The sequence below is a fragment of the Thalassiella azotivora genome (assembly GCF_054781695.1).
This window is the reverse complement of the sequence record NZ_BAAGTX010000012.1, coordinates 34,530-52,943: the sequence shown is the minus strand read 5'-3', so window position 1 is coordinate 52,943 and position 18,414 is coordinate 34,530. Positions and strand designations below refer to the sequence as shown.

The window sequence follows — 18,414 nt, the reverse complement described above, 5'->3', positions numbered from 1 at the left end:
GTCCGGCCCCTCTCCGCCGGCCGGCGGACCGCCCGTCAGCGCCCGGAGCGCAGCCCGTCCGTCCACCGCGCCACGGCCGCCGCGTCCGGGAGCAGCCCCGCGTCGGCGGCCTCGGCCAGGGAGGGGGCAGCGGAGTCCTTGTCCGACAGCTGGGGCGTCAGCGCGGAGCCGTCGCGCGCCGTGGTCGGCCACTCGATCCCCACCTGGGGGTCGAGCGGGTGGACGCCGTGCTCGCGCTCCGGTGCGTACCCGGTCGAGCACAGGTAGAGCACCGTCGAGTCGTCCTCGAGCGACATGAACGCGTGCCCGAGCCCCTCGCCGAGGTAGATGGCCCGCCGGTCGACGTCGTCGAGGAGCACGCTGTCCCACCGGCCGAACGTGGGCGAGCCGACCCGCAGGTCGACCACCACGTCGAGCACCGCCCCGCGGGCGCACGTGACGTACTTCGCCTGGCCGGGCGGGACGTCCGCGAAGTGGATGCCCCGCACCACGCCCGCCGCGGACACCGAGCAGTTCGCCTGCGCCAGGTCGAGCGGGTGGCCGAGCGCCTCGGTGAACGCCTCCGTGCGGAACCACTCCAGGAAGACCCCGCGGGGGTCGCCGAACTGGCGTGGGGTGACCTCGTAGGCGCCGTCGACGGACAGCGGACGGATCTGCACGGTGGTCCTCCTGCGGTGACGGGGCGGCCGGCCGAACCGCCGGCGGTGGCCAGGCTAGCGGCGCGCCGCAGGCGGGTGCGGCCGGCCGGGACGCGGCCCGGCGAACCCGGTTCCCCGGGGGCCGGCAGGTAGGGTCGACCCCCGTGAGGTGGATCGTCACCGGGGCAGCCGGGATGCTGGGACAGGACGTCGTGCAGGCCGCGCGGGCGGCGGGCCACGAGGTCACCGCCGCCGACCGCTCGGTGGTCGACGTGGGCGACCACGCCGCCGTCGAGGCCGCCGTCGCCGGTCACGACGTCGTGGTGAACTGCGCCGCGTGGACGGCCGTCGACGACGCCGAGGCCCACGAGCCGGAGGCGTTCGCGGTGAACGCCGTGGCCGCGGCGCACGTGGCCCGGGCCGCCGCCCGGCACGACGCGCTCGTCGTGCACGTCTCCACCGACTACGTCTTCGACGGGGCCGCCACGACCCCGTACGCCGAGGACGCCGTGGTGGCGCCGGTGTCGGCCTACGGCCGCACCAAGCTGGCGGGGGAGTGGGCGGTGCGCGCCCACGCGCCCCGGCACCTGCTGCTGCGCACCGCGTGGCTGTACGGGGCGAACGGCGGGTGCTTCCCCCGGACGATCGCCCGGGCGGCGGCCTCGCGGGACCACCTCGACGTGGTGGACGACCAGGTGGGCCAGCCGACCTGGACCGGGGACGTCGCCGACCTCGCCGTCCGGCTCGTCGCGGCCGGCGCCCCGTCCGGGACGTACCACGCCACCTCGTCGGGCCGCACGAGCTGGTGCGGCTTCGCGCGCGCCGTCGTGGCGGCCGCCGGTCTGGACCCCGCGATGGTCCGGCCGACGACCTCCGACGCCTACGTGCGCCCTGCGCCGCGCCCGGCGTACTCCGTCCTCGGGCACGACGCCCTGGTCGCCGCGGGTGTGCAGCCGGTCGGGGACTGGGCGGAGCGCTGGGCGGTGGCCGCGCCGTCGGTCCTGGCGGACGTGGCCGCGCCGGCCGGGGGAGCGGCGTGAGCACCGCCCCCACCGAGCGCACCACCGGCGCGGCCGTCCCCGTCGAGCACGCCCGCGCCGCCGCTCCCGAGCGCCACCAGCCCGAGCCTCACCAGCCCGACCCCCACCAGCCCGACCCGCAGCGACCCGAGCTGTCCGTGGTGGTGCCGCTCGTGGACGAGGCGGAGTCGCTTCCGCAGCTGCTGCACGAGGTGCGCACCGCGCTGGACCCCTCCGTCCCGGGCGCACCGCGCAGCTGGGAGCTCGTCCTCGTCGACGACGGCAGCCGGGACGGGTCGTGGGACGTCGTGCAGCGGCTCGTCGCCGACGACGAGCGCGTCGTGGGCCTGCGGCTGCGCCGCAACTTCGGCAAGTCCGCCGCGCTCGCGGCGGGCGTCTCGGCCTCGCGCGGTGAGCTGGTCGCGATGATGGACGCCGACCTGCAGGACGACCCGGCCGAGCTGCCCGCGCTGCTCGCCCGGATCGAGGCGGGGGCCGACCTGGTCAGCGGCCACAAGGTCGACCGCAAGGACCCCCTGCACAAGCGGCTGCCCTCGCGGCTGTACAACCGCGTCACGGGACTGGTGACGGGGCTGCGTCTCAACGACCACAACTGCGGCCTCAAGGTGGCCCGCCGCGAGGTCTTCGAGCACCTCCCGCTGTACGGAGAGCTGCACCGCTACATCGCCGCGCTCGCGCACTCGGCGGGGTTCGCCGTCGAGGAGAAGGGCGTCAACCACCGGGCCCGGGTGCACGGTCGGTCCAAGTTCGGGCTGGAGCGGTACGCCCGTGGCGCCCTCGACCTGCTCACGGTGGTCGCCCTGACGCGCTTCGGACGGCGGCCCAACCACCTCCTCGGTGGGGCCGGGATCCTGCTCGGAGTGCTCGGTGGCGCGGTCCTGGCCTACCTCGCGGTGGTCTGGGCCGTGACGGCGGAGCCGATCGGCGACCGGCCGCTGCTGCTCGCGGGGGTCCTGCTCGTCCTCGTCGGGGTCCAGCTCGTCTCCCTGGGCATCCTGGCGGAGCTGCTGGTGTCACGTCGCCTCCGCGAGGACGAGCCGCTGCGGCTGGTGGCCGAGCAGAGCGTGCACGGGCGCGGCCCGGGACGTGGCTGAGAAGGACGTGGCCGAGAAGGACGTGGCCGAGAAGGAGCCGGCCGGCACCGACGTGAGCACCGCGACCGGGCCGCCGACGGGTGGGCCCGGTCGTCCCGGCGAGGCGCGGACCGTGCGGTGGGTCCGGACCCTCCTGGTGGTCGTCGGCACGGGGCTGCCGCTCGCCCTGATCCTGTCGGCGGCCCTCACCGCCCCCCGGCTGAACTTCTACGACTACTGGTACGTGCTGCAGCGCGTGACGACCGCGAGCGGCGGCCTGGACCTGCGGGGCGTGCTGACGCTGCAGAACGAGCACCCCACGTTCCTGCCCGGGGTCGTGTACTGGCTGGACGCCACCGTCCTCTCGGGCTCCAACCGGGGTCTGGGGGTCCTGACCGTCCTGATGGCCGCGGGGTTCGCCGTCCTGGTGGTCCGCGAGCTGCCCACCTGGCAGCCGGTGTGGGTGCGCGCCGCGACGGTGGTCGCCGTCGCCTTCCTGGCCTTCTCGATGAAGGGCGTGCACAACGTCGTCTTCGGCATGAGCGGCGTCGCGTGGTGGTCCGCGAACCTGCTGGCCACGGCCGCCCTCGTCCTGGCCGCTCGCGGCAGGTTCGTGCCCGGCGTCGTCGCGGCGGGGGCCGCGAGCGCCTGCTACGGGACGGCCTTCCCCGTGTGGCCGGCGCTGGCGCTCGTCGCCCTGCTGCGCCGCGACGGCGTGCTGCGGGTGCTGACCCCGCTGGTGCTGGGTGCGCTGGTGCTCGCGGGGTGGTTCGTCCTCGACGGGCCCGCCACCGGTCCGCAGGCACAGGTCGACCCGTCCGTCCCGGACCGGGTGCTGACGTTCTTCTCGACGGTCGGCGGGCTCACCGCGTCCTCCTCGGTGGAGACGGCGGCGCTGGCGGGAGCGGTGCTGGCGGCCGTGGGCGCGGCGGCCTGCGTGCGTCTGCTCCGGCCGGGTCCGCAGGGTGCGGGTTCGCAGGGGCCGGGCTCGCAGGGTCCGCGGCCGGGGACGCCGGTCCCGCCCCGACCGGCCGTGTTCTTCCCCGCCCTGCTGCTGCTGGGCGCCGGGGCGGCCGCCATGATCGCGGCCTCGCGGCCCGAGCTGGGCGGTGCTGTCGGCCTCGCCAGCCGGTACGCGCCCGTGAGCATCCTCGTCACCACCGCGGTGCTGGGGACGGCGGTCTCGGCGTGGCGCGTCCCGGCCACCCGCGAGCCGCTCGTCGCCTCGGGCCTCGTGGTCGGTGCGCTCGTCACGACCGGCCTGGCGGCCGGTGCGGCGGGCGCCACCCGGGCCATCTTCCCGGAGCAGGAGCTGCTGGCCGTCGGGCTGCGGGTCGACGCCGTGGACGTCGTGGGCGCCCGCCCGGTACCGCCCGGGACCCGGGAGCTGGCGCAGCGGCTCGGGGTCTACCCCTTCACGGACGACTTCGACGTGGCGTGCGGAGGCGCGGACCTCGGTGACCGGGTCGACCTCGACGCCCTCGAGCCCGTACCTGCCTCCGCGCCGGGCGCGTCGCTGCAGGGCGAGGTCGACGGCGTCGTCCGCGGTGACGGGCTGCGCGTCGAGGGGTGGACGGTGGTCGGCGGGGAGCCGGCCGACTGCGTCCTGGTCGCGGACGCCGCGGGCCGGGTCGTCGGTGCGGGGCTGGTCGACCTGCCGCGACCCGACGTCACGCAGGCGGGTCTGGCGACCCACCCCGCCCTCGGCTGGCGCGCCGTGGCCCCCGACGTCGGCGAGCCCGTGGTGCTCGTCGCCGGCGCGGACGGCGTCCTGCGACGCCTCGACGTCCCCGCCGGCTCCTCCCAGGACGACCCGCAGGACGACCCCCAGGACGACGAGCGAGAGGACCAGGGATGAGCTCCACCCCCGCCCCCGGACCGGACGGCACGGCTGCCCCCGCGGCGCGGCTGTCAGCGGCCCGCCGGGTCGTGGGCGTCGCGAAGCGGGTGTACGTCGCCGGGGCCCACGGCCTGGGGCGCGCGGCCCGCGGGGTCGGCCTGCTGTCGGGGCCGGTCCCGCGTCGGGGCAGCGCCGCGCACCACGTCCGGAGCCTGGTCGCGATCTACGACCTGGACCGCCTCGCCGAGCTCGACGTGCCGTGGTGGACCTACCCGGCGACGGAGGCCGTGGAGCGCCACCTCGCCTCGCTCGGGGGGACGGCGCGGGTGCTGGAGTACGGCTCCGGCGCGAGCACGCTGTGGCTGGCTGCGCGCAGCGGCCACGTGCACTCGGTGGAGCACGACGACGACTGGGCGCGGCGCGTCTCGGCCCTCCTCGACCGGGACCCGGCCCTGGCCGCCCGGGTGCACCTCGAGGTGGTGCGCCCGGAGCCCTCCGGCGCGCCGCGCGTGGGCAGCGTGGTGGCTCCCGGGCTGGACTTCGCGGAGTACGTGGCGGCGGTCGAGCGCGCGACGGGGCCGTGGGACCTGGTCGTCGTGGACGGCCGGGCGCGGGCCGAGTGCCTGCTCGCCGCGGCCGGCCACCTGGCCGAGGGTGGCGTCCTCCTCCTCGACGACGCGCAGCGCTCCCGGTACGACGACGCGGTCCGGCGCAGCGGTCTGCAGGTCACGCGCCACCGCGGCCTCGCGCCGACCCTGCCGCTGCCTCGTCAGACGGCGCTGCTGCGGGCCCACGCGTCCCCCGCAGCACGGTGACCGTCCCCGGCGGCGCGGCGCGGCCGGCCGCCGGAGGCCGCCGACGGCTGCTGACCGCGGCGGCCTACGCGGCGCTCGTGGCCGCCGTGGGGCTCGGGGTCTGGTCGGTGTGGCGTGACCGGGAGGCGGTAGGCGCGTCCCTGGCGTCCGTCGGCCCCGGCGCGGCGGTCGCTGCCCTCGTCGTCACCGTGCTCGGGGTCGTGTGCACGGGTGAGTCGTGGCGGCTGGCGCTGCGGCTGCTCGGGCACCGCCTGCCGCTGCTGACGGCGCACCGGCTGTTCTACGTCACGCAGGCGGGTAAGTACGTCCCGGGGTCGGTGTGGCCCTTCGCGGCCCAGGTCGCCGTGGCGCACCGCTTCCACCTGCCGCGGCGGGTGCTGCCGCTGGCCACCACGGTGTTCCTCGTCGTGCACCTGGCCACCGGCGCGGTGGTCGCCGGGGCGACGCTGCCCGCGGAGGTGCTGCCCGTGCCCGGCGGACTGCTCGTGGCCGGCGGTCTCGCCGGTGTCGCGCTGACCGTGCCGCCGCTGTTGCGGGTGCTGCTGAGCCGCCTGGAGGTGCTGCGCCCGACCAGGGCCGTCGCCGGACCCGGTGGACCCGGCGGACCCGGGGACGAGGTGGCGTCGGCGCCCACCCACGCGTCCCGCTGGCTCGCGTGGGCGGGCGCGGTGTGCTGGCTGGTGCTCGCGTGGCTCGCCTACGGGGCCGCCCTGTGGCTGGTGGCCGCCCCACTGGGTGCCGGGCCCGGGGACGGCCCGCTCGCCGTGGGCGCCTTCGCGCTCGGCTGGTCGGTCGGCCTCCTCGCGGTCGTGGCCCCGGCCGGGGCGGGGGTCCGCGACGGGCTGCTCGTGCTGGTCATGGGCACGACGCTGCCGGGGGCCGCCGCCCTCACGGTCGCCCTGGTGGTGCGGGTCGCCGGTGTCGTCGCGGACCTCGGGCTGGCGGCCGCGTCCGCGAGCCTGCTGCGCCCGGACCGACAGGCCACGCCCCGGGCTGGGGACGGGGACCCGACCGCCGGCGGCTGAGCCGGCCCGGTCGGGCCCCGGTCAGAGTCCGTCGGGTCCGCGTCCGAGTGGGGGTCCGTCGGCCCCGCGCTCAGTGCCCGCGGGCCAGGACCTCCAGCAGGTAGGCGCCGTACCCGCTCTTGGCGAGTCGTTCGGCGCGCTCGCGCAGCGCCGCGTCGTCCAGCCAGCCCTGCCGCCAGGCGATCTCCTCCGGGCAGCCGATCTTGAGACCCTGCCGTGCCTCCAGCGTGTGCACGTAGTTGCCGGCGTCGAGCAGCGAGTCGAACGTCCCCGTGTCCAGCCAGGCCGTCCCGCGGGGAAGGACCTGCACGGACAGCCGGCCCTGGTCGAGGTAGATCCGGTTGACGTCGGTGATCTCGAGCTCCCCGCGCGCGGACGGCTTGAGCTCGCGGGCGATGTCGACCACGTCGTTGCTGTAGAAGTACAGGCCGGGGACCGCGTAGTTGCTCCGGGGCGCCGCCGGCTTCTCCTCCAGCGACAGCGCGCGGCCCTGGTCGTCGAACTCGACCACGCCGTAGGCGGTGGCGTCGGCGACCCAGTAGGCGAAGACGGCGCCGCCGTCCACGTCGGAGAAGCGCTGCAGCTGGCTGCCCAGCGTCGGGCCGTAGAAGATGTTGTCGCCCAGCACCAGCGCGACCGGCTCGTCACCCACGAAGTCCGCGCCGATGACGAAGGCCTGCGCCAGGCCCTCGGGTCGCGGCTGCTGGGCGTACGTGATCGAGATCCCGAGCTGCGAGCCGTCGCCCAGCAGCCGCTGGAACTGCTCCGCGTCGTGCGGGGTGGTGATCACCAGAACGTCCTTGATGCCCGCCAGCATCAGGGTCGACAACGGGTAGTACACCATCGGCTTGTCGTACACCGGGACGAGCTGCTTGCTCACGCCCTGCGTGATCGGGTGGAGTCGGGTACCGGATCCGCCGGCCAGGATGATTCCGCGCATGCGGGCCAGTGTGCACCACCGCCCGCGCCGGCCCGCGGCCCGTCACGGGCGCCGCGCCGCGGTCGCCGGGACGGCCGAGGTCAGGTCCGGCGCGCGGCGACGGCCTCGCGGTACACGTCCACGGTGCGGTCCGCGGCGACGTCCCACGACCGGCCCCGGGCAGCACGCAGCGCGAGCGCGGACAGCTCGTCGCGCGCCGGTCCGAGCACGTGCTCGAGGGCGTCCGCGACGGCGGTGACGTCCAGCGGCGGGACGGCGAGCCCGCCGCCGTCCAGCAGGTCCTCCATCGGCGTGCCGGTGCTCGTCACGACCGGCAGGCCGTGGGACAGCGCCTCGAGCACGGGCATCCCGAACCCCTCCCGCAGGGACGGGTAGCAGAAGGCCCGGGCGCCGGCGTACAGGGCGTGCAGCTCGTCGTCGGGGACGAACCCGACCGCGTGCACCCGGTCCGCGGGCACGTCGACGTCGGGGGCCGACGGGCCCCACCCCTGCGGCCCGACGAGCACCAGGTCCACGTCGACCGTCCCGGCCACCAGCGCGTACGCGCGCAGCAGGGTGGCGAGGTTCTTGCGCGGCTCGTGGGTCCCGCACCACAGCAGGTAGGGGCGGCGCAGGCCATGGCGGTCCAGGACCTCGCGGACCCGCGCCGGCGCGACCGGGAGCGTGCGCACGCCGTGCGGGACGAGCCGGAGCCGTTCCGCCGGCAGGCCCGCCGCCAGGCAGTCGTCCAGGGTCTGCCGCGAGGGGACCACGACGAGGTCGGCGTCCCGGCGCGCGACCTCCAGGCCGCGGCGGAAGAAGCGGACGCCGTGCGCGGTGAAGTGCTCGGGGGCGTGCAGGAAGGCCAGGTCGTGCACCGTCAGCACCAGCGGGGCACCGGCCCGCGGGGGGACGGCGAACGTCGTCGCGTGGACGACGTCCACCGGCCCGGTCGCGCGCTGCACGGCGCCGCGGCGCAGGCCGTTCCAGGTGGGGTACAGCAGCCGGCGCGGCAGCGGCAGGTGGCGGACGGGGACGGGCGGGGCGAACTCCGGCGGCGCCGGCCGGCGGTGCCTGGCCGCGACGCCGACCACCTGCACGTCGTCGCGGGCGGTCATCGCCTCCAGCAGCTGCACCACGGACGTCGCGGTGCCCCCCGGCACGGGGTGCCAGGACTGCTCGACGGTGACGGCGACGCGCAGGCTCACGCCGGTGGCCTCACGTCGGACGGCCGTGCCGGCAGGTTCGCGTCGCAGGGCACGCGCGCAGGCTACCGGTGACGGGGCGGCCACCGGGCGGGCCCGGGGGTACGGCCCGCGCCCGGGGGCGGTGGGGGAGGATCGTGGGGTGACGCGCGCCCCGGACCGCTCGGACCAGGTCACCCGGTCCGGCGTCCCCGGCCTGCGCGTTCTCGTTCGCGAGCGCCCCGGGCCGCTGCTGGGGACCGGCGCCGCGGTGCTGGCGCTCGTGGTGTCCTCGGTGCTGCTCCTGCTGGGCGCCGTCCGGACCGGGGTGGGGGTCGACGAGCCCACCCACGTCGACCGCCTGCAGCAGCTGCTGCGCACCGGCTGGTACGTGCCGTCCCCGTACATGGCCGGCGGCGCGCCGTTGCCGGACCACCCCGTGGCCTCGCCGGACGTCTACGGTCCCGCCTACAGCGCCCTCGCGCAGGCGCTCAACGTGCTGCTGGGGCACGGCACGCTGCAGGTGGTCTCCACCTCCGCCGAGGCGTACGCCGTCCGGCACGTGGTGGTGGCGCTGCTGGGGCTGCTGGCCGCCGTGGCGGTGGGGCTCACGACGCACCGGGTCACCGCGGCGCGCTGGACCGGTCTGTGGGGGGCCGGGGCCCTGCTCGCCGTCCCGGTCTGGTCCGGGTACAGCACCATGAACCCGAAGGACGTGCCGGTCGCCGTGGGCTACACGCTCGTCACGGCCGGCTGCTGCGTGGCGGTCACGACACGGACGCGTCCCCCTCGACGCACGGTGCTGCTGGTCGCCGGCCTGCTCGGTGCGGGGACCTTCCTCGGCGTCGGCACCCGCACCGCCATGTGGGCGCCGTTCGCGCTGTCCGCGGCGCTCGCCGTGGCCCTGGTCGCGCTCCGGACCCTGCCTGCGGGGCAGGACGCGCCGGACGACGCCGACGCCGCGCCACCGACCGGCCGGACCGCCCCGCGCGGACGGGCGGCGGTGCAGGCGTGGCTGCGCACCGTCGGTCCGCCGTCGCTGGTCGCGGTCGTCGCCGGGACGGTGATGGTGCTGGTCCTGCACCCCGGGGTGGCGTCGAACCCGGTGGCCTGGCTGGTGGGTTCCGTGCGGGGGTCGCTCGACTACGCCTGGGAGGGCACGACGCTGACCGCCGGTGTGGCGCTGCCGCGCACACCCCCGTGGTGGTACCTGCCGGCCTGGACGCTCGCCAGCGTCCCGCTGCTGCACCTGGTCCTGGCGGGGTTAGCGGCGGCGGCGACCGGCGCGGCGGTGGCGGCACGGGTCCGGGGCGGCCGGACCGCCGGTCGTCCCGCGGCCGTCGCCGCGCACGGCCTGCGTGCCCTGGCGGCGCCGCGGCCGGCGGCCGTGCTGCTGGTGCTCTGCCAGGTCCTCGCCCTCCCGTCGGTCGCGGTGGTGACGGGGGCGGTGCTGTACGACCAGCTGCGCCAGCACCTGTACGTGCTGCCGGGTCTGGCGGTGCTGGCCGCGGTCGGGGCGCACGCGGCCGTCCGGTGGGCGTCCTCGCGCGGCCGCGGTGCGCGCTGGGGGGTGGCGGCAGGCCTCGTCGTGGCCGTGACGGTGCCGGTCGTGGACCAGGTGCGGTTGTTCCCCTACGCCTACGCGTGGGTCAGCCCGGTGGCGGCCGTCGGAGGGGTCGACGGCCGCTGGGAGACGGACTCGTGGTGGCTGAGCGGACGCGAGGCCCTGACCCGCGTCCCGGCCGAGGGTCCGCTGTACTGCGCCCCGTACCTGCCCCCGGCGGACTCCGCCGGTGCGCCGTTCCACGTCGGCGACTGCGCCTCCTACCCGTCGGTGGCCGGGGTCTTCGCCGCGGAGCGGGGGAGCGACGTGCAGCCGGAGGCGAGGACCGCAGCCGGCCCCGGGTCCGGCTGGTGGCTGGTGGCCAGGGCGCGCAACGGCGGTGTCCCCCCGCAGGGGTGCAGGGACGCGGGCTCGGTGCGGCGGCCGCTGCACACCGGCAGCGTCGTGCTGTCGTACGTGCTGTGGTGCCCGGACGGCACGGAGAGGGGTGCTGGTGCCGCACCGGCCGCAGGCGGCTGAGACGACCCTGGCGCCCACCGGCCGTGCTCTGTAGCCTCCCCCGGTGCTCGAGCTGACCAACCCGGTGCGGCACTACCCCTGGGGGTCGGCGACGGCGCTGCCCGAGCTCCTGGGGACGTCGGCCGACGGCCGGCCGCAGGCGGAGCTGTGGGTGGGGGCGCACCCGGACTCCCCGTCGACCGCGGTCGTCGACGGTGAGACCGTCCGCCTGGACGACCTGGTGGCGCGGGCGCCGGAGCAGCTGCTCGGGGAGGCGGCCGACCGGTTCGCCGACCGGCTGCCGTTCCTGCTGAAGGTCCTGGCGGCCGACCGACCGCTCTCGCTGCAGGTGCACCCGGACGCGGAGCAGGCCCGAGCCGGGTACGCGGCCGAGGACGCGCGGGGCGTCCCGCAGGACGCCCCCGACCGCTGCTACCGGGACCCCCACCACAAGCCGGAGATGCTGCTGGCCCTGACGGACTTCGAGGTGCTGGCGGGGTTCCGCGACCCGGCCGCCACGGCCGGCGTGCTGGCCGGCGTGGACGAGCCCCTCACCGACCGGTGGCGCGACCGCCTGCTGGGCGACCCCTCGCCCGCGACCCTGCGCGCGCTGGTCGAGGAGGCGCTGACGGGCACGGACCGACGGGTCGTCGACGGCGTGGCGGCGGCCTGCGCGCGGCGGCTCGCGGCGGGCTCGGCGTACTCCCAGGTCGACGGCACCGTGGTCGAGCTGGCACGGGCCCACCCGGGTGACCCCGGTGTCCTGGTCGCCCTGCTGCTCAACCGCGCGACCCTGCGGCCGGGTGAGGTGCTGCAGCTGGTCGCCGGCAACCTGCACTCGTACCTGCACGGCACCGGGGTCGAGCTGATGGCCTGCTCGGACAACGTGTTGCGCGGCGGTCTGACCGGCAAGCACGTGGACGTGACGGAGCTGCTGCGCGTGGTGGACTTCACCCCCGGCGACCTGCCCCTCGTCGCCCCGTCGGTCGCGGGCGCCCGGCGGACGTGGCGGCCGGCGGTCCCGGACTTCCAGCTGACGCGGGTGCGCCCGACCGGTACGCCGGTGGCCGTCCCCGACGCAGGGCCGCGGGTGGTCCTGTGCCTCGACGGCGAGGCGGTGCTGCGCACGGACGGCGGCTCCTGCGCGCTCGCCCGGGGTGCCGCCGTCCTCGTGCCCGCCGGGGAGGGACCGCTGACCGTGGACGGGCGCGCGGACGTCGTCGTCGCCGCGGTGCGCCAGGACGGCTGAGCCGGCCCGGTCGGGAGGTCGAGCCGGCTCAGCGGGCTACCGGGTCAGGCGGGTTACCGGGTCAGGCGGGTTACCGGGTCAGGCGGGTTACCGGATCAGGCGGGCACCGTCCGCAGGTGGTCGGCGACCTGCAGCTCGGGCTCGGTCCGTTCCCGGACCTCGTCGACGTCCACACCCGGCGCCGTCTCGACGAGGAGCAGCCCGTCGGGGGTGACGTCGATGACCGCGAGGTCGGTGATGATCCGCTGGACCACGCCGCGACCGGTGTAGGGCAGCGAGCACTCCCGCACGATCTTGTACGAGCCGTCCTTGGCGACGTGCTCCATCAGCACGATGACCTTCTTCGCGCCGTGGACGAGGTCCATCGCCCCGCCCATGCCCTTGACCATCTTGCCGGGGATCATCCAGTTGGCGATGTCACCGCGCTCGGAGACCTGCATGGCGCCGAGGATCGCGGCGTCCACCTTGCCGCCGCGGATCATGCCGAAGCTCGTGGCGGAGTCGAAGAACGAGGCGCCCCGCCGCAGGGTGACGGTCTCCTTGCCGGCGTTGATCAGGTCGGCGTCCTCCTCGCCCTCGAACGGGTAGGCGCCCACGCCCAGGATCCCGTTCTCGGACTGCAGCACGATCTCGACGGCGTCGGGCACGTAGTTGGGCACGAGCGTCGGCAGGCCGATGCCCAGGTTGACGTAGGAGCCGTCGCCCAGCTCGGCCGCGGCGCGTGCCGCCATCTGCTCACGGGTCAGGGCCATCAGGAGCCCACCTCCTCGCCGGCGCCCGCGGCGGCCGCGTCGGGCCGGGGACGCGTCGTCCGCTTCTCGATCCTCTTGTCCGCCGCCTGCTCCGCGGTCAGCGGGACCACCCGGTGCACGTACACCCCGGGCACGTGCACGTGGTTCGGGTCGATATCGCCCGGCTCGACGAGCTCCTCGACCTCCGCGACCGTCACCCGGCCGGCCATCGCGCACAGCGGGTTGAAGTTGCGGGCCGAGTCGCGGAACACGAGGTTGCCGTGCCGGTCGCCGCGCCAGGCGCGGACCAGGCCGAAGTCGGTGACGATCGCCCGCTCCAGGACGAAGGTGCGGACCTCCCCGTCGACGTCGAAGTCGTGGGTCTCCTTCGCGGGGGAGGCGACGACGACGTCGCCCTGCGCGTCGTAGCGCCACGGCAGCCCGCCCTCGGCGACCTGCGTGCCCGCCCCGGTGATCGTGTAGAAGGCCGGGATGCCGGAGCCGCCGGCGCGCAGCCGCTCGGCGAGCGTGCCCTGCGGGGTGAGCTCGACCTCCAGCTCACCGGACAGGTACTGGCGGGCGAACTCCTTGTTCTCCCCGACGTAGGACGAGACCATCCGCCGGATCCGGTGCTCGCGCAGCAGCAGGCCCAGGCCCCAGTCGTCGACGCCGCAGTTGTTCGACACCGCCTCCAGGTCCCGGGTGCCCTGGTCCAGCAGGGCCTGGATGAGCACGCTCGGCACACCGCACAGGCCGAACCCGCCGACCGCCAGGGACGCGCCGTCCCCGATGTCGGCGACGGCCTCGGCCGCGCTGCGGACCACCTTGTCCATCGCGTCAGTCCTCGTCTGTCGACGTCACGTCCACCCGGCCGCCGTCGGCGCCGGGCACGGACCGGACCCTACCGCCCGCCGTGACGTCGACCGGTGTGCCCGCGGCACGTCATCAGGCGCCCGGGCGTGGGGTGCCGCCACCCCGCGGGGGTCGCCCCGGCTCCCCGGCGGCGGGCCTAGTCTGGTGGCCGTCGCCGGTGACCGCCGCGCGGCCAGGACGATCCAGGAGGCCCCGCCGATGCCCGACCCCGGTGACCGGGTGGACGCGTCATGAGGGTCCTGCCGTGAGGGTGCTGGTCGACGGCACGGCGGTGCCCCCGGACCGCGGCGGCGTGGGGCGCTACCTGGACGAGGTGCTCGCCGGCATGGACCGCCTCGGCGCCGAGCTCGTCGTGGCCTGCCAGCGCCGGGACGTGGAGGTGCTGTCGCGGCTGGCCCCGGGCGCGCGGCTCCACCCGCTGCCCCAGCCGGTGGAGCGGCGACCGGTCCGGATGGCCTGGGAGCAGACCGGTCTCCCGCTGCTCGCCCGGCGGTCGGGCGCGGACGTGCTGTGGAGCCCGCACTACACCACCGCCCCGGCCGCACCGCTGCCGAAGGTGGTCACGCTGCACGACGCGACGTTCTTCAGCGACCCCGGGGTGCACCTGCCGACGAAGGCCCGCTTCTTCCGCGCAGCCACCCGGGCCGCCGTGCGGGTCGCCCGGCGCTGCGTGGTCCCGTCCGCGGCCACCCGGTCGGAGGTCGTGCGGTGGACCGGCGCCGACCCGGCGCGGATCGAGGTGGTGCCGCACGGCGTGGACCTGGAGACGTTCCGGCCGCCGTCGCCTGACGAGGTCGCCGACTTCGCGGCCCGCTGGGACCTGCCGGCCGGCGGCTGGCTGGCCTTCCTGGGCACGCTCGAGCCCCGCAAGAACCTCGTCGGCCTGGTCCGCGGCTGGTCCCTGGCCTTCGCCGAGGACCCCCACCCGCCGCCCCTCGTCCTGGCCGGCGCCGCGGGGTGGGACCGCGCCCTGGACGACGAGCTCGCGGCCGTGCCGTCGCACCTGCGGGTGGTCCGCACGGGCTACCTGCCCCTGGAGGACCTGCCGCGCCTGCTGGGCGGCGCGGCCCTGGTGGCCTACCCGTCTCTCGGCGAGGGCTTCGGGCTGCCCGTGCTGGAGGCCATGGCGTGCGGTGCCGCGGTGCTGACGACGCGTCGGCTCGCCCTGCCCGAGGTCGGGGGTGAGGCCGTCGCGTACAGCGAGCCGGACCCGCAGTCGCTCGCCGCGGCGCTGCGCGGGCTGCTGGCCGGGGACGACCCGCGGGAGGCCGCACGGCGCCGGGACGCGCTCGGGCGCGACGCCCTCGCCCGGGCGCAGCGGTTCACCTGGGAGGCGTCGGCCCGCGCCCACCTGCGGGTCCTCGGCGAGGTGGCCGGGTGACGCGGCAGGAGCAGGAGGGAGCCCCGCTGCGCGTCGTCAGCGTCACCTACTCCCCGGGGGACTCGCTCGAGGAGTTCCTCGACAGCCTCGAGGTGGCGACCGGCCGCGAGGTCGAGGTGGTGCTCGCCGACAACGGGTCCACGGACGGTGCCCCGGAACGGGCGCAGGAGCAGGGTCGGGCGACGGTCGTGCGCACCGGCGGGAACCTGGGGTACGGCTCCGCGGCCAACGTCGGCGTCGCCGGTGCCCGGTCGGAGTGGGTGGTGGTCGCCAACCCCGACATCGTGTGGCGCGACGGCTCCCTCGACGCGTTGCTGGACGCCGCCGGACGCTGGCCCGGGGCGGGTGTCCTGGGCCCGGGCATCGTCACCACGGACGGGCACCTGTACCCCTCCGCGCGGGCCCTGCCGTCTCTGGGCCGCGGCGTGGGGCACGCCCTGTTCGGCTGGTTCTGGCCCACGAACCCCTGGACCCGCGCCTACCGGCAGGAGCACGGGGAGCCGCGCGAGGGGGAGTGCGGTTGGCTCTCGGGCTCCTGCCTGCTGCTCCGCCGTGACGCGTTCGAGCAGGTCGGCGGCTTCGACCCGTCGTACTTCATGTTCTTCGAGGACGTCGACCTGTGCGACCGGCTCGGCCGCGCCGGCTGGCAGGTGGTGTACGTGCCGTCGGCGGAGGTGGTGCACGTCGGCGGGCACTCGTGGCGCGACCAGCCGCAGATCATGGTCAAGGCCCACCACGCGAGCGCGATCCGCTACATGACGCGCCAGTACCCGCGCTGGTGGCAGGCGCCGGTGCGGTGGGTGCTGCGCGCGGGGCTGGGCGCCCGGTGGGCGCTGTCGACGGTGGTGTCGGGGATCGGCTCGGGTGCGCGGCCCACCCGGGTGCGGCGCGGCGGGTCCTGAGGGCGGGGGTCAGCCGGCCCGGACGTCCACCTGCTCGGTCCTCGCGAGCGCGTCCACGTCGGCCCGGTCGTCACCGACCAGGACGACGGAGCCGTCCACGGCGAGCGCGGCCAGGGCCGTGCGCGGCCCCTGCCAGGCGGCGGGTCCGACCAGGACGCGCGCCCCCGGGGGCCACCCGGCTGCCGACGCCTCGGCCCTGGCCCGGGTCAGCGTGTCGTCGGCGTCCGGCTCGGCGGACAGCAGGACGTCGGCGAACCCGGCGACCTCGGCGGCGTAGTCGACGTCCCAGCCGGTCGTCCCGGCCGGCAGCCCGCGCGCGAGCGCCGGCAGCGCGACGGCGACGACCGGGACGCCGGTCGGGGCCGAGGACGGCGCGGAGGTCGGGGCGGAGGCCGGCCGGTCGGTGACGAGGGCGGCGGGACGTGCACCGGCGGGCTGGCCGTCCGCGGCGGCCGGGCCCGCGCCAGGGGCCTGCACGGACGCGCCGACGGCCCAGGCGCCCAGCGCGCACGCCACCGCCCGCCAGTGCATCGGCAGGTCGACGCGGACGACGTCGCCTGGCTCGACGCCGCACTCCTCCACCAGCAGGTTGCCGGTCTTGGCCACCCAGTTCGCGAGCACGCGCGAGCTGAGCTCGACCCGCTCCCCGCCCGGGCCGTACCACGTCACGCGGGGTCGGCCCGGGTCGGCGGTCACGAGGGCGTCGACGAGCGCGGCGACCGACGTGGCCGCCGCGACGGCGGGGGCGGGCGCGGCCGGTGTCACTGCGCGTTCGGCTCCGGGGAGTCGGTGTAGGGGTAGGCCTCGACGAAGTCGTCGACGACCTCGCCGGAGAGCTGGCCGCAGTACTGCCGGTACCCGTTGTCGACACCCCAGTGCGACATGGCGAGCGGCTTGCCCTCGGGCAGGGCGCCGCGCTCCTCGTCCCAGGCGGCGACGATGAACTTGCCGCCGGTGCGCTCGTCGTCGCGGGCGACGTCCGCGAGGTCGGACAGCGCGTCGACCTGCTCCTGCGGGAGGTCGTCGCCGTACCAGACGATCGTGTAGCCGTGCTCGAGGTTGTGGACGAGGTTCTCCATCGCCGGGCGGTCGTCGTCGGTGTAGAACGCGTTCGCCGGGAACTCGGGCGACGGCCAGTGCGGCCCGGCCGACGGCGGCACGGTCTCGTACTCGATCGCCGTCCCGACGGGCTGGTGGTCGTTGACGCCCTCGGCCGGGTCGAGCTCGACGTCGTCGCAGTCGGCGTCGGCGGCGGGGACCCCGTAGGCGGCCAGGTCGGACGGCGGCCGGTTCGACAGCTCGTTGCGCACGACCACGACGACGACGCCGACGAGGACGACGACGGCGAGGACCGCCGCGCCCATCACCAGCAGGAGCCGTCGCCGGTCCTCCGCCTGCTGCCGGCGGCGCATCTCCTCCATCTTCGCCTGCCGGTCCTTGGCCTCGGCCTTCTTGCCCACTGCGGCTCGCTCCTGGTCGGTGGTGGCCGGCGCGCGCCGGCGGTCCGCGGTTGCGGCCCGCGCCAGTGTACGGAGGAGGGGCGGCCCTCGGTCACCGCGCCCGCGGCGTCGCGGGACGGCCCCCGGGCGCTCGAGCGCCCTCGCGGGACGTGCTCGCGCCGCGGTACCCGACACTGGTCTCGTGGAGGACGCGGTGCACCCGGTCGGCGGCCGGGACGGCGACGGCCGGCGCAGCGGGCACCGCCGGTGGGTGCCGGGCCACCCGGTCGACGTCACCGCGACTCTCGCGGCGCTGCGCCGCGGGTCCGGGGACCCGACCTTCCGACGCGAGGCGGACGGGACGCACTGGCGGACCGGGCACGCGCCCGAGGGCGGCTACCTGCTGCGGTTGCGTCCCCGTCCGGCCCTCGGTGAGGTCGCCGCCAGTGCGTGGGGACCGGGTGCGCAGTGGGCGCTGGACGGCGTCCCCGACCTGCTCGGCGCGACGGACGACCCGGCCGGGTTCCGCCCGCTGCCGCAGCACGGGCGCCTCGTCGCCGCCTGGCGCGCCCGGCCGGCGTGGCGCGTGCCGCGCAGCCGGGCCGTGCTCGAGGCCCTCGTGCCCGCCGCCGTGGAGCAGGTGGTCACCGGTCTGGAGGCCCGCCGCGCCTTCCGGCTGCTGGTCCGCCGCCACGGCTCCGCGGTGGTGGTGGCCGACGGTCACGAGGCGGCTGCGGCGCGCGGCATGGTCGTGCCCCCGACCCCGCGCGCCTGGGCCGACGTGCCGTCCTGGGAGTGGCTGCGGGCCGGGGTGGAGGAGCGGCGCTCTCGTGTCGTGCGGCACGCGGCCGGGCGGGCACGCGCCCTGGAGCGCACGCTCGACCTGCCGCCGCAGCGGGTCGAGGCCGCGCTGCGCTCGCTGCCGGGCGTCGGGGTGTGGACGGCGGCCGAGGTGCGCCAGCGCGCCCACGGCGACGCGGACGCGTTCTCCTGGGCCGACTACCACGTGTCGCGCAACGTCTCCTGGGCCCTGACCGGTGAGGTCCTGGACGACGACGGGTGCGCCGAGGTGATCGAGCCGTACCGCGGTCACCGGTACCGGGTCCAGCGCCTGCTCGAGCTGGCCGGTGAGGTCCGGCCCCGGCGCGCGCCGCGGATGACCCTGCCGACGCACCTGCCGGCCCGGCCGCCCGCCCCGCCGCCACGGGGCCGCAGGCGCTGAGGCGGCGGGCGCCGAGGCCAG

Annotated in this window: 17 protein-coding genes; 10 read left to right on the top strand and 7 right to left on the bottom strand. The window is 76.8% G+C overall.

The features are described from left to right. Positions 1–35 precede the first annotated feature (35 nt). The gene (locus ACYVQV_RS09760) at positions 36–659 is read right to left on the bottom strand and encodes a dTDP-4-dehydrorhamnose 3,5-epimerase family protein (protein WP_461023090.1); all 624 of its coding nucleotides are present in this window, start codon (positions 657–659) and stop codon (positions 36–38) included. 143 nt (positions 660–802) lie between these two features. Between ACYVQV_RS09760 and rfbD the strand changes: the two genes are divergently transcribed. Genes rfbD through ACYVQV_RS09735 form a run of 5 tightly spaced genes read left to right on the top strand, consistent with a single transcriptional unit; the run spans position 803 to position 6,431 of the window. Further along, complete coding sequence (gene rfbD / locus ACYVQV_RS09755) at positions 803–1,678, top strand: dTDP-4-dehydrorhamnose reductase (protein ID WP_461023089.1); 876 nt, start codon at positions 803–805, stop codon at positions 1,676–1,678. Further along, positions 1,675–2,772, top strand: a complete 1,098-nt coding sequence (locus ACYVQV_RS09750) for a glycosyltransferase family 2 protein (protein ID WP_461023088.1) — start codon at positions 1,675–1,677, stop codon at positions 2,770–2,772. Before rfbD ends, ACYVQV_RS09750 begins: the two co-directional genes overlap by 4 nt. Next, a complete protein-coding gene (locus tag ACYVQV_RS09745) occupies positions 2,765–4,609 on the top strand; it encodes a hypothetical protein (protein ID WP_461023087.1) in 1,845 nt (614 codons plus the stop codon). Before ACYVQV_RS09750 ends, ACYVQV_RS09745 begins: the two co-directional genes overlap by 8 nt. Further along, positions 4,606–5,406, top strand: a complete 801-nt coding sequence (locus ACYVQV_RS09740) for a class I SAM-dependent methyltransferase (RefSeq protein ID WP_461023086.1) — start codon at positions 4,606–4,608, stop codon at positions 5,404–5,406. Before ACYVQV_RS09745 ends, ACYVQV_RS09740 begins: the two co-directional genes overlap by 4 nt. Continuing rightward, complete coding sequence (locus tag ACYVQV_RS09735) at positions 5,403–6,431, top strand: lysylphosphatidylglycerol synthase domain-containing protein (RefSeq protein WP_461023085.1); 1,029 nt, start codon at positions 5,403–5,405, stop codon at positions 6,429–6,431. The genes ACYVQV_RS09740 and ACYVQV_RS09735 overlap by 4 nt, the downstream gene beginning before the upstream one ends. 70 nt (positions 6,432–6,501) lie before the next feature. On the opposite strand, the gene rfbA is transcribed toward ACYVQV_RS09735, so the two are convergent. Continuing rightward, complete coding sequence (gene rfbA / locus ACYVQV_RS09730) at positions 6,502–7,371, bottom strand: glucose-1-phosphate thymidylyltransferase RfbA (protein WP_461023084.1); 870 nt, start codon at positions 7,369–7,371, stop codon at positions 6,502–6,504. Positions 7,372–7,451: 80 nt separating this feature from the next. Continuing rightward, positions 7,452–8,558, bottom strand: a complete 1,107-nt coding sequence (locus ACYVQV_RS09725) for a glycosyltransferase family 4 protein (RefSeq protein ID WP_461023083.1) — start codon at positions 8,556–8,558, stop codon at positions 7,452–7,454. A gap of 139 nt (positions 8,559–8,697) precedes the next feature. Between ACYVQV_RS09725 and ACYVQV_RS09720 the strand changes: the two genes are divergently transcribed. Further along, positions 8,698–10,617 (top strand): hypothetical protein, encoded by a 1,920-nt coding sequence (locus ACYVQV_RS09720; RefSeq protein WP_461023082.1) that lies wholly within the window; start codon positions 8,698–8,700, stop codon positions 10,615–10,617. A 43-nt stretch (positions 10,618–10,660) separates the two neighbouring features. Next, positions 10,661–11,845: a mannose-6-phosphate isomerase, class I gene (manA, locus tag ACYVQV_RS09715; protein WP_461023081.1), complete on the top strand. Its 1,185-nt coding sequence runs from the start codon at positions 10,661–10,663 to the stop codon at positions 11,843–11,845. Positions 11,846–11,940: 95 nt separating this feature from the next. Here the strand turns inward: manA and ACYVQV_RS09710 are convergent, their stop codons facing one another. Both ACYVQV_RS09710 and ACYVQV_RS09705 read right to left on the bottom strand, forming a co-directional pair. Further along, positions 11,941–12,597 carry a CoA transferase subunit B gene (locus ACYVQV_RS09710; protein WP_461023080.1) on the bottom strand — a complete coding sequence of 219 codons (657 nt, stop codon included), beginning with the start codon at positions 12,595–12,597 and terminating at the stop codon, positions 11,941–11,943. Further along, positions 12,597–13,409: a CoA transferase subunit A gene (locus tag ACYVQV_RS09705; RefSeq protein WP_461023079.1), complete on the bottom strand. Its 813-nt coding sequence runs from the start codon at positions 13,407–13,409 to the stop codon at positions 12,597–12,599. Before ACYVQV_RS09705 ends, ACYVQV_RS09710 begins: the two co-directional genes overlap by 1 nt. 284 nt (positions 13,410–13,693) lie before the next feature. On the opposite strand from ACYVQV_RS09705, the gene ACYVQV_RS09700 reads away from it, so the two are divergent. Both ACYVQV_RS09700 and ACYVQV_RS09695 read left to right on the top strand, forming a co-directional pair. Continuing rightward, positions 13,694–14,830 carry a glycosyltransferase family 4 protein gene (locus tag ACYVQV_RS09700; RefSeq protein ID WP_461023078.1) on the top strand — a complete coding sequence of 379 codons (1,137 nt, stop codon included), beginning with the start codon at positions 13,694–13,696 and terminating at the stop codon, positions 14,828–14,830. Beyond that, a complete protein-coding gene (locus ACYVQV_RS09695; protein ID WP_461023077.1) occupies positions 14,827–15,732 on the top strand; it encodes a glycosyltransferase family 2 protein in 906 nt (301 codons plus the stop codon). The genes ACYVQV_RS09700 and ACYVQV_RS09695 overlap by 4 nt, the downstream gene beginning before the upstream one ends. Before the next feature lie 9 nt (positions 15,733–15,741). On the opposite strand, the gene ACYVQV_RS09690 is transcribed toward ACYVQV_RS09695, so the two are convergent. Next, positions 15,742–16,497 carry a TIGR03089 family protein gene (locus tag ACYVQV_RS09690; protein ID WP_461023076.1) on the bottom strand — a complete coding sequence of 252 codons (756 nt, stop codon included), beginning with the start codon at positions 16,495–16,497 and terminating at the stop codon, positions 15,742–15,744. Further along, the gene (locus ACYVQV_RS09685; protein WP_461023075.1) at positions 16,494–17,192 is read right to left on the bottom strand and encodes a DUF3105 domain-containing protein; all 699 of its coding nucleotides are present in this window, start codon (positions 17,190–17,192) and stop codon (positions 16,494–16,496) included. Before ACYVQV_RS09685 ends, ACYVQV_RS09690 begins: the two co-directional genes overlap by 4 nt. Positions 17,193–17,373: 181 nt before the next feature. On the opposite strand from ACYVQV_RS09685, the gene ACYVQV_RS09680 reads away from it, so the two are divergent. After that, positions 17,374–18,393, top strand: coding sequence for a DNA-3-methyladenine glycosylase family protein (locus tag ACYVQV_RS09680; protein WP_461023074.1), 1,020 nt, complete (start codon positions 17,374–17,376; stop codon positions 18,391–18,393). The last annotated feature ends 21 nt before the right edge of the window (positions 18,394–18,414 follow it).

Coding starts and splice junctions, on each gene's coding strand:
- ACYVQV_RS09740 (WP_461023086.1), top strand. CDS start 4,606: ATGAGCTCCACCCCCGCCCCCGGACCGGACGGCACGGCTGCCCCCGCG.
- rfbA (WP_461023084.1), bottom strand. CDS start 7,371: ATGCGCGGAATCATCCTGGCCGGCGGATCCGGTACCCGACTCCACCCG.
- ACYVQV_RS09710 (WP_461023080.1), bottom strand. CDS start 12,597: ATGGCCCTGACCCGTGAGCAGATGGCGGCACGCGCCGCGGCCGAGCTG.
- ACYVQV_RS09705 (WP_461023079.1), bottom strand. CDS start 13,409: ATGGACAAGGTGGTCCGCAGCGCGGCCGAGGCCGTCGCCGACATCGGG.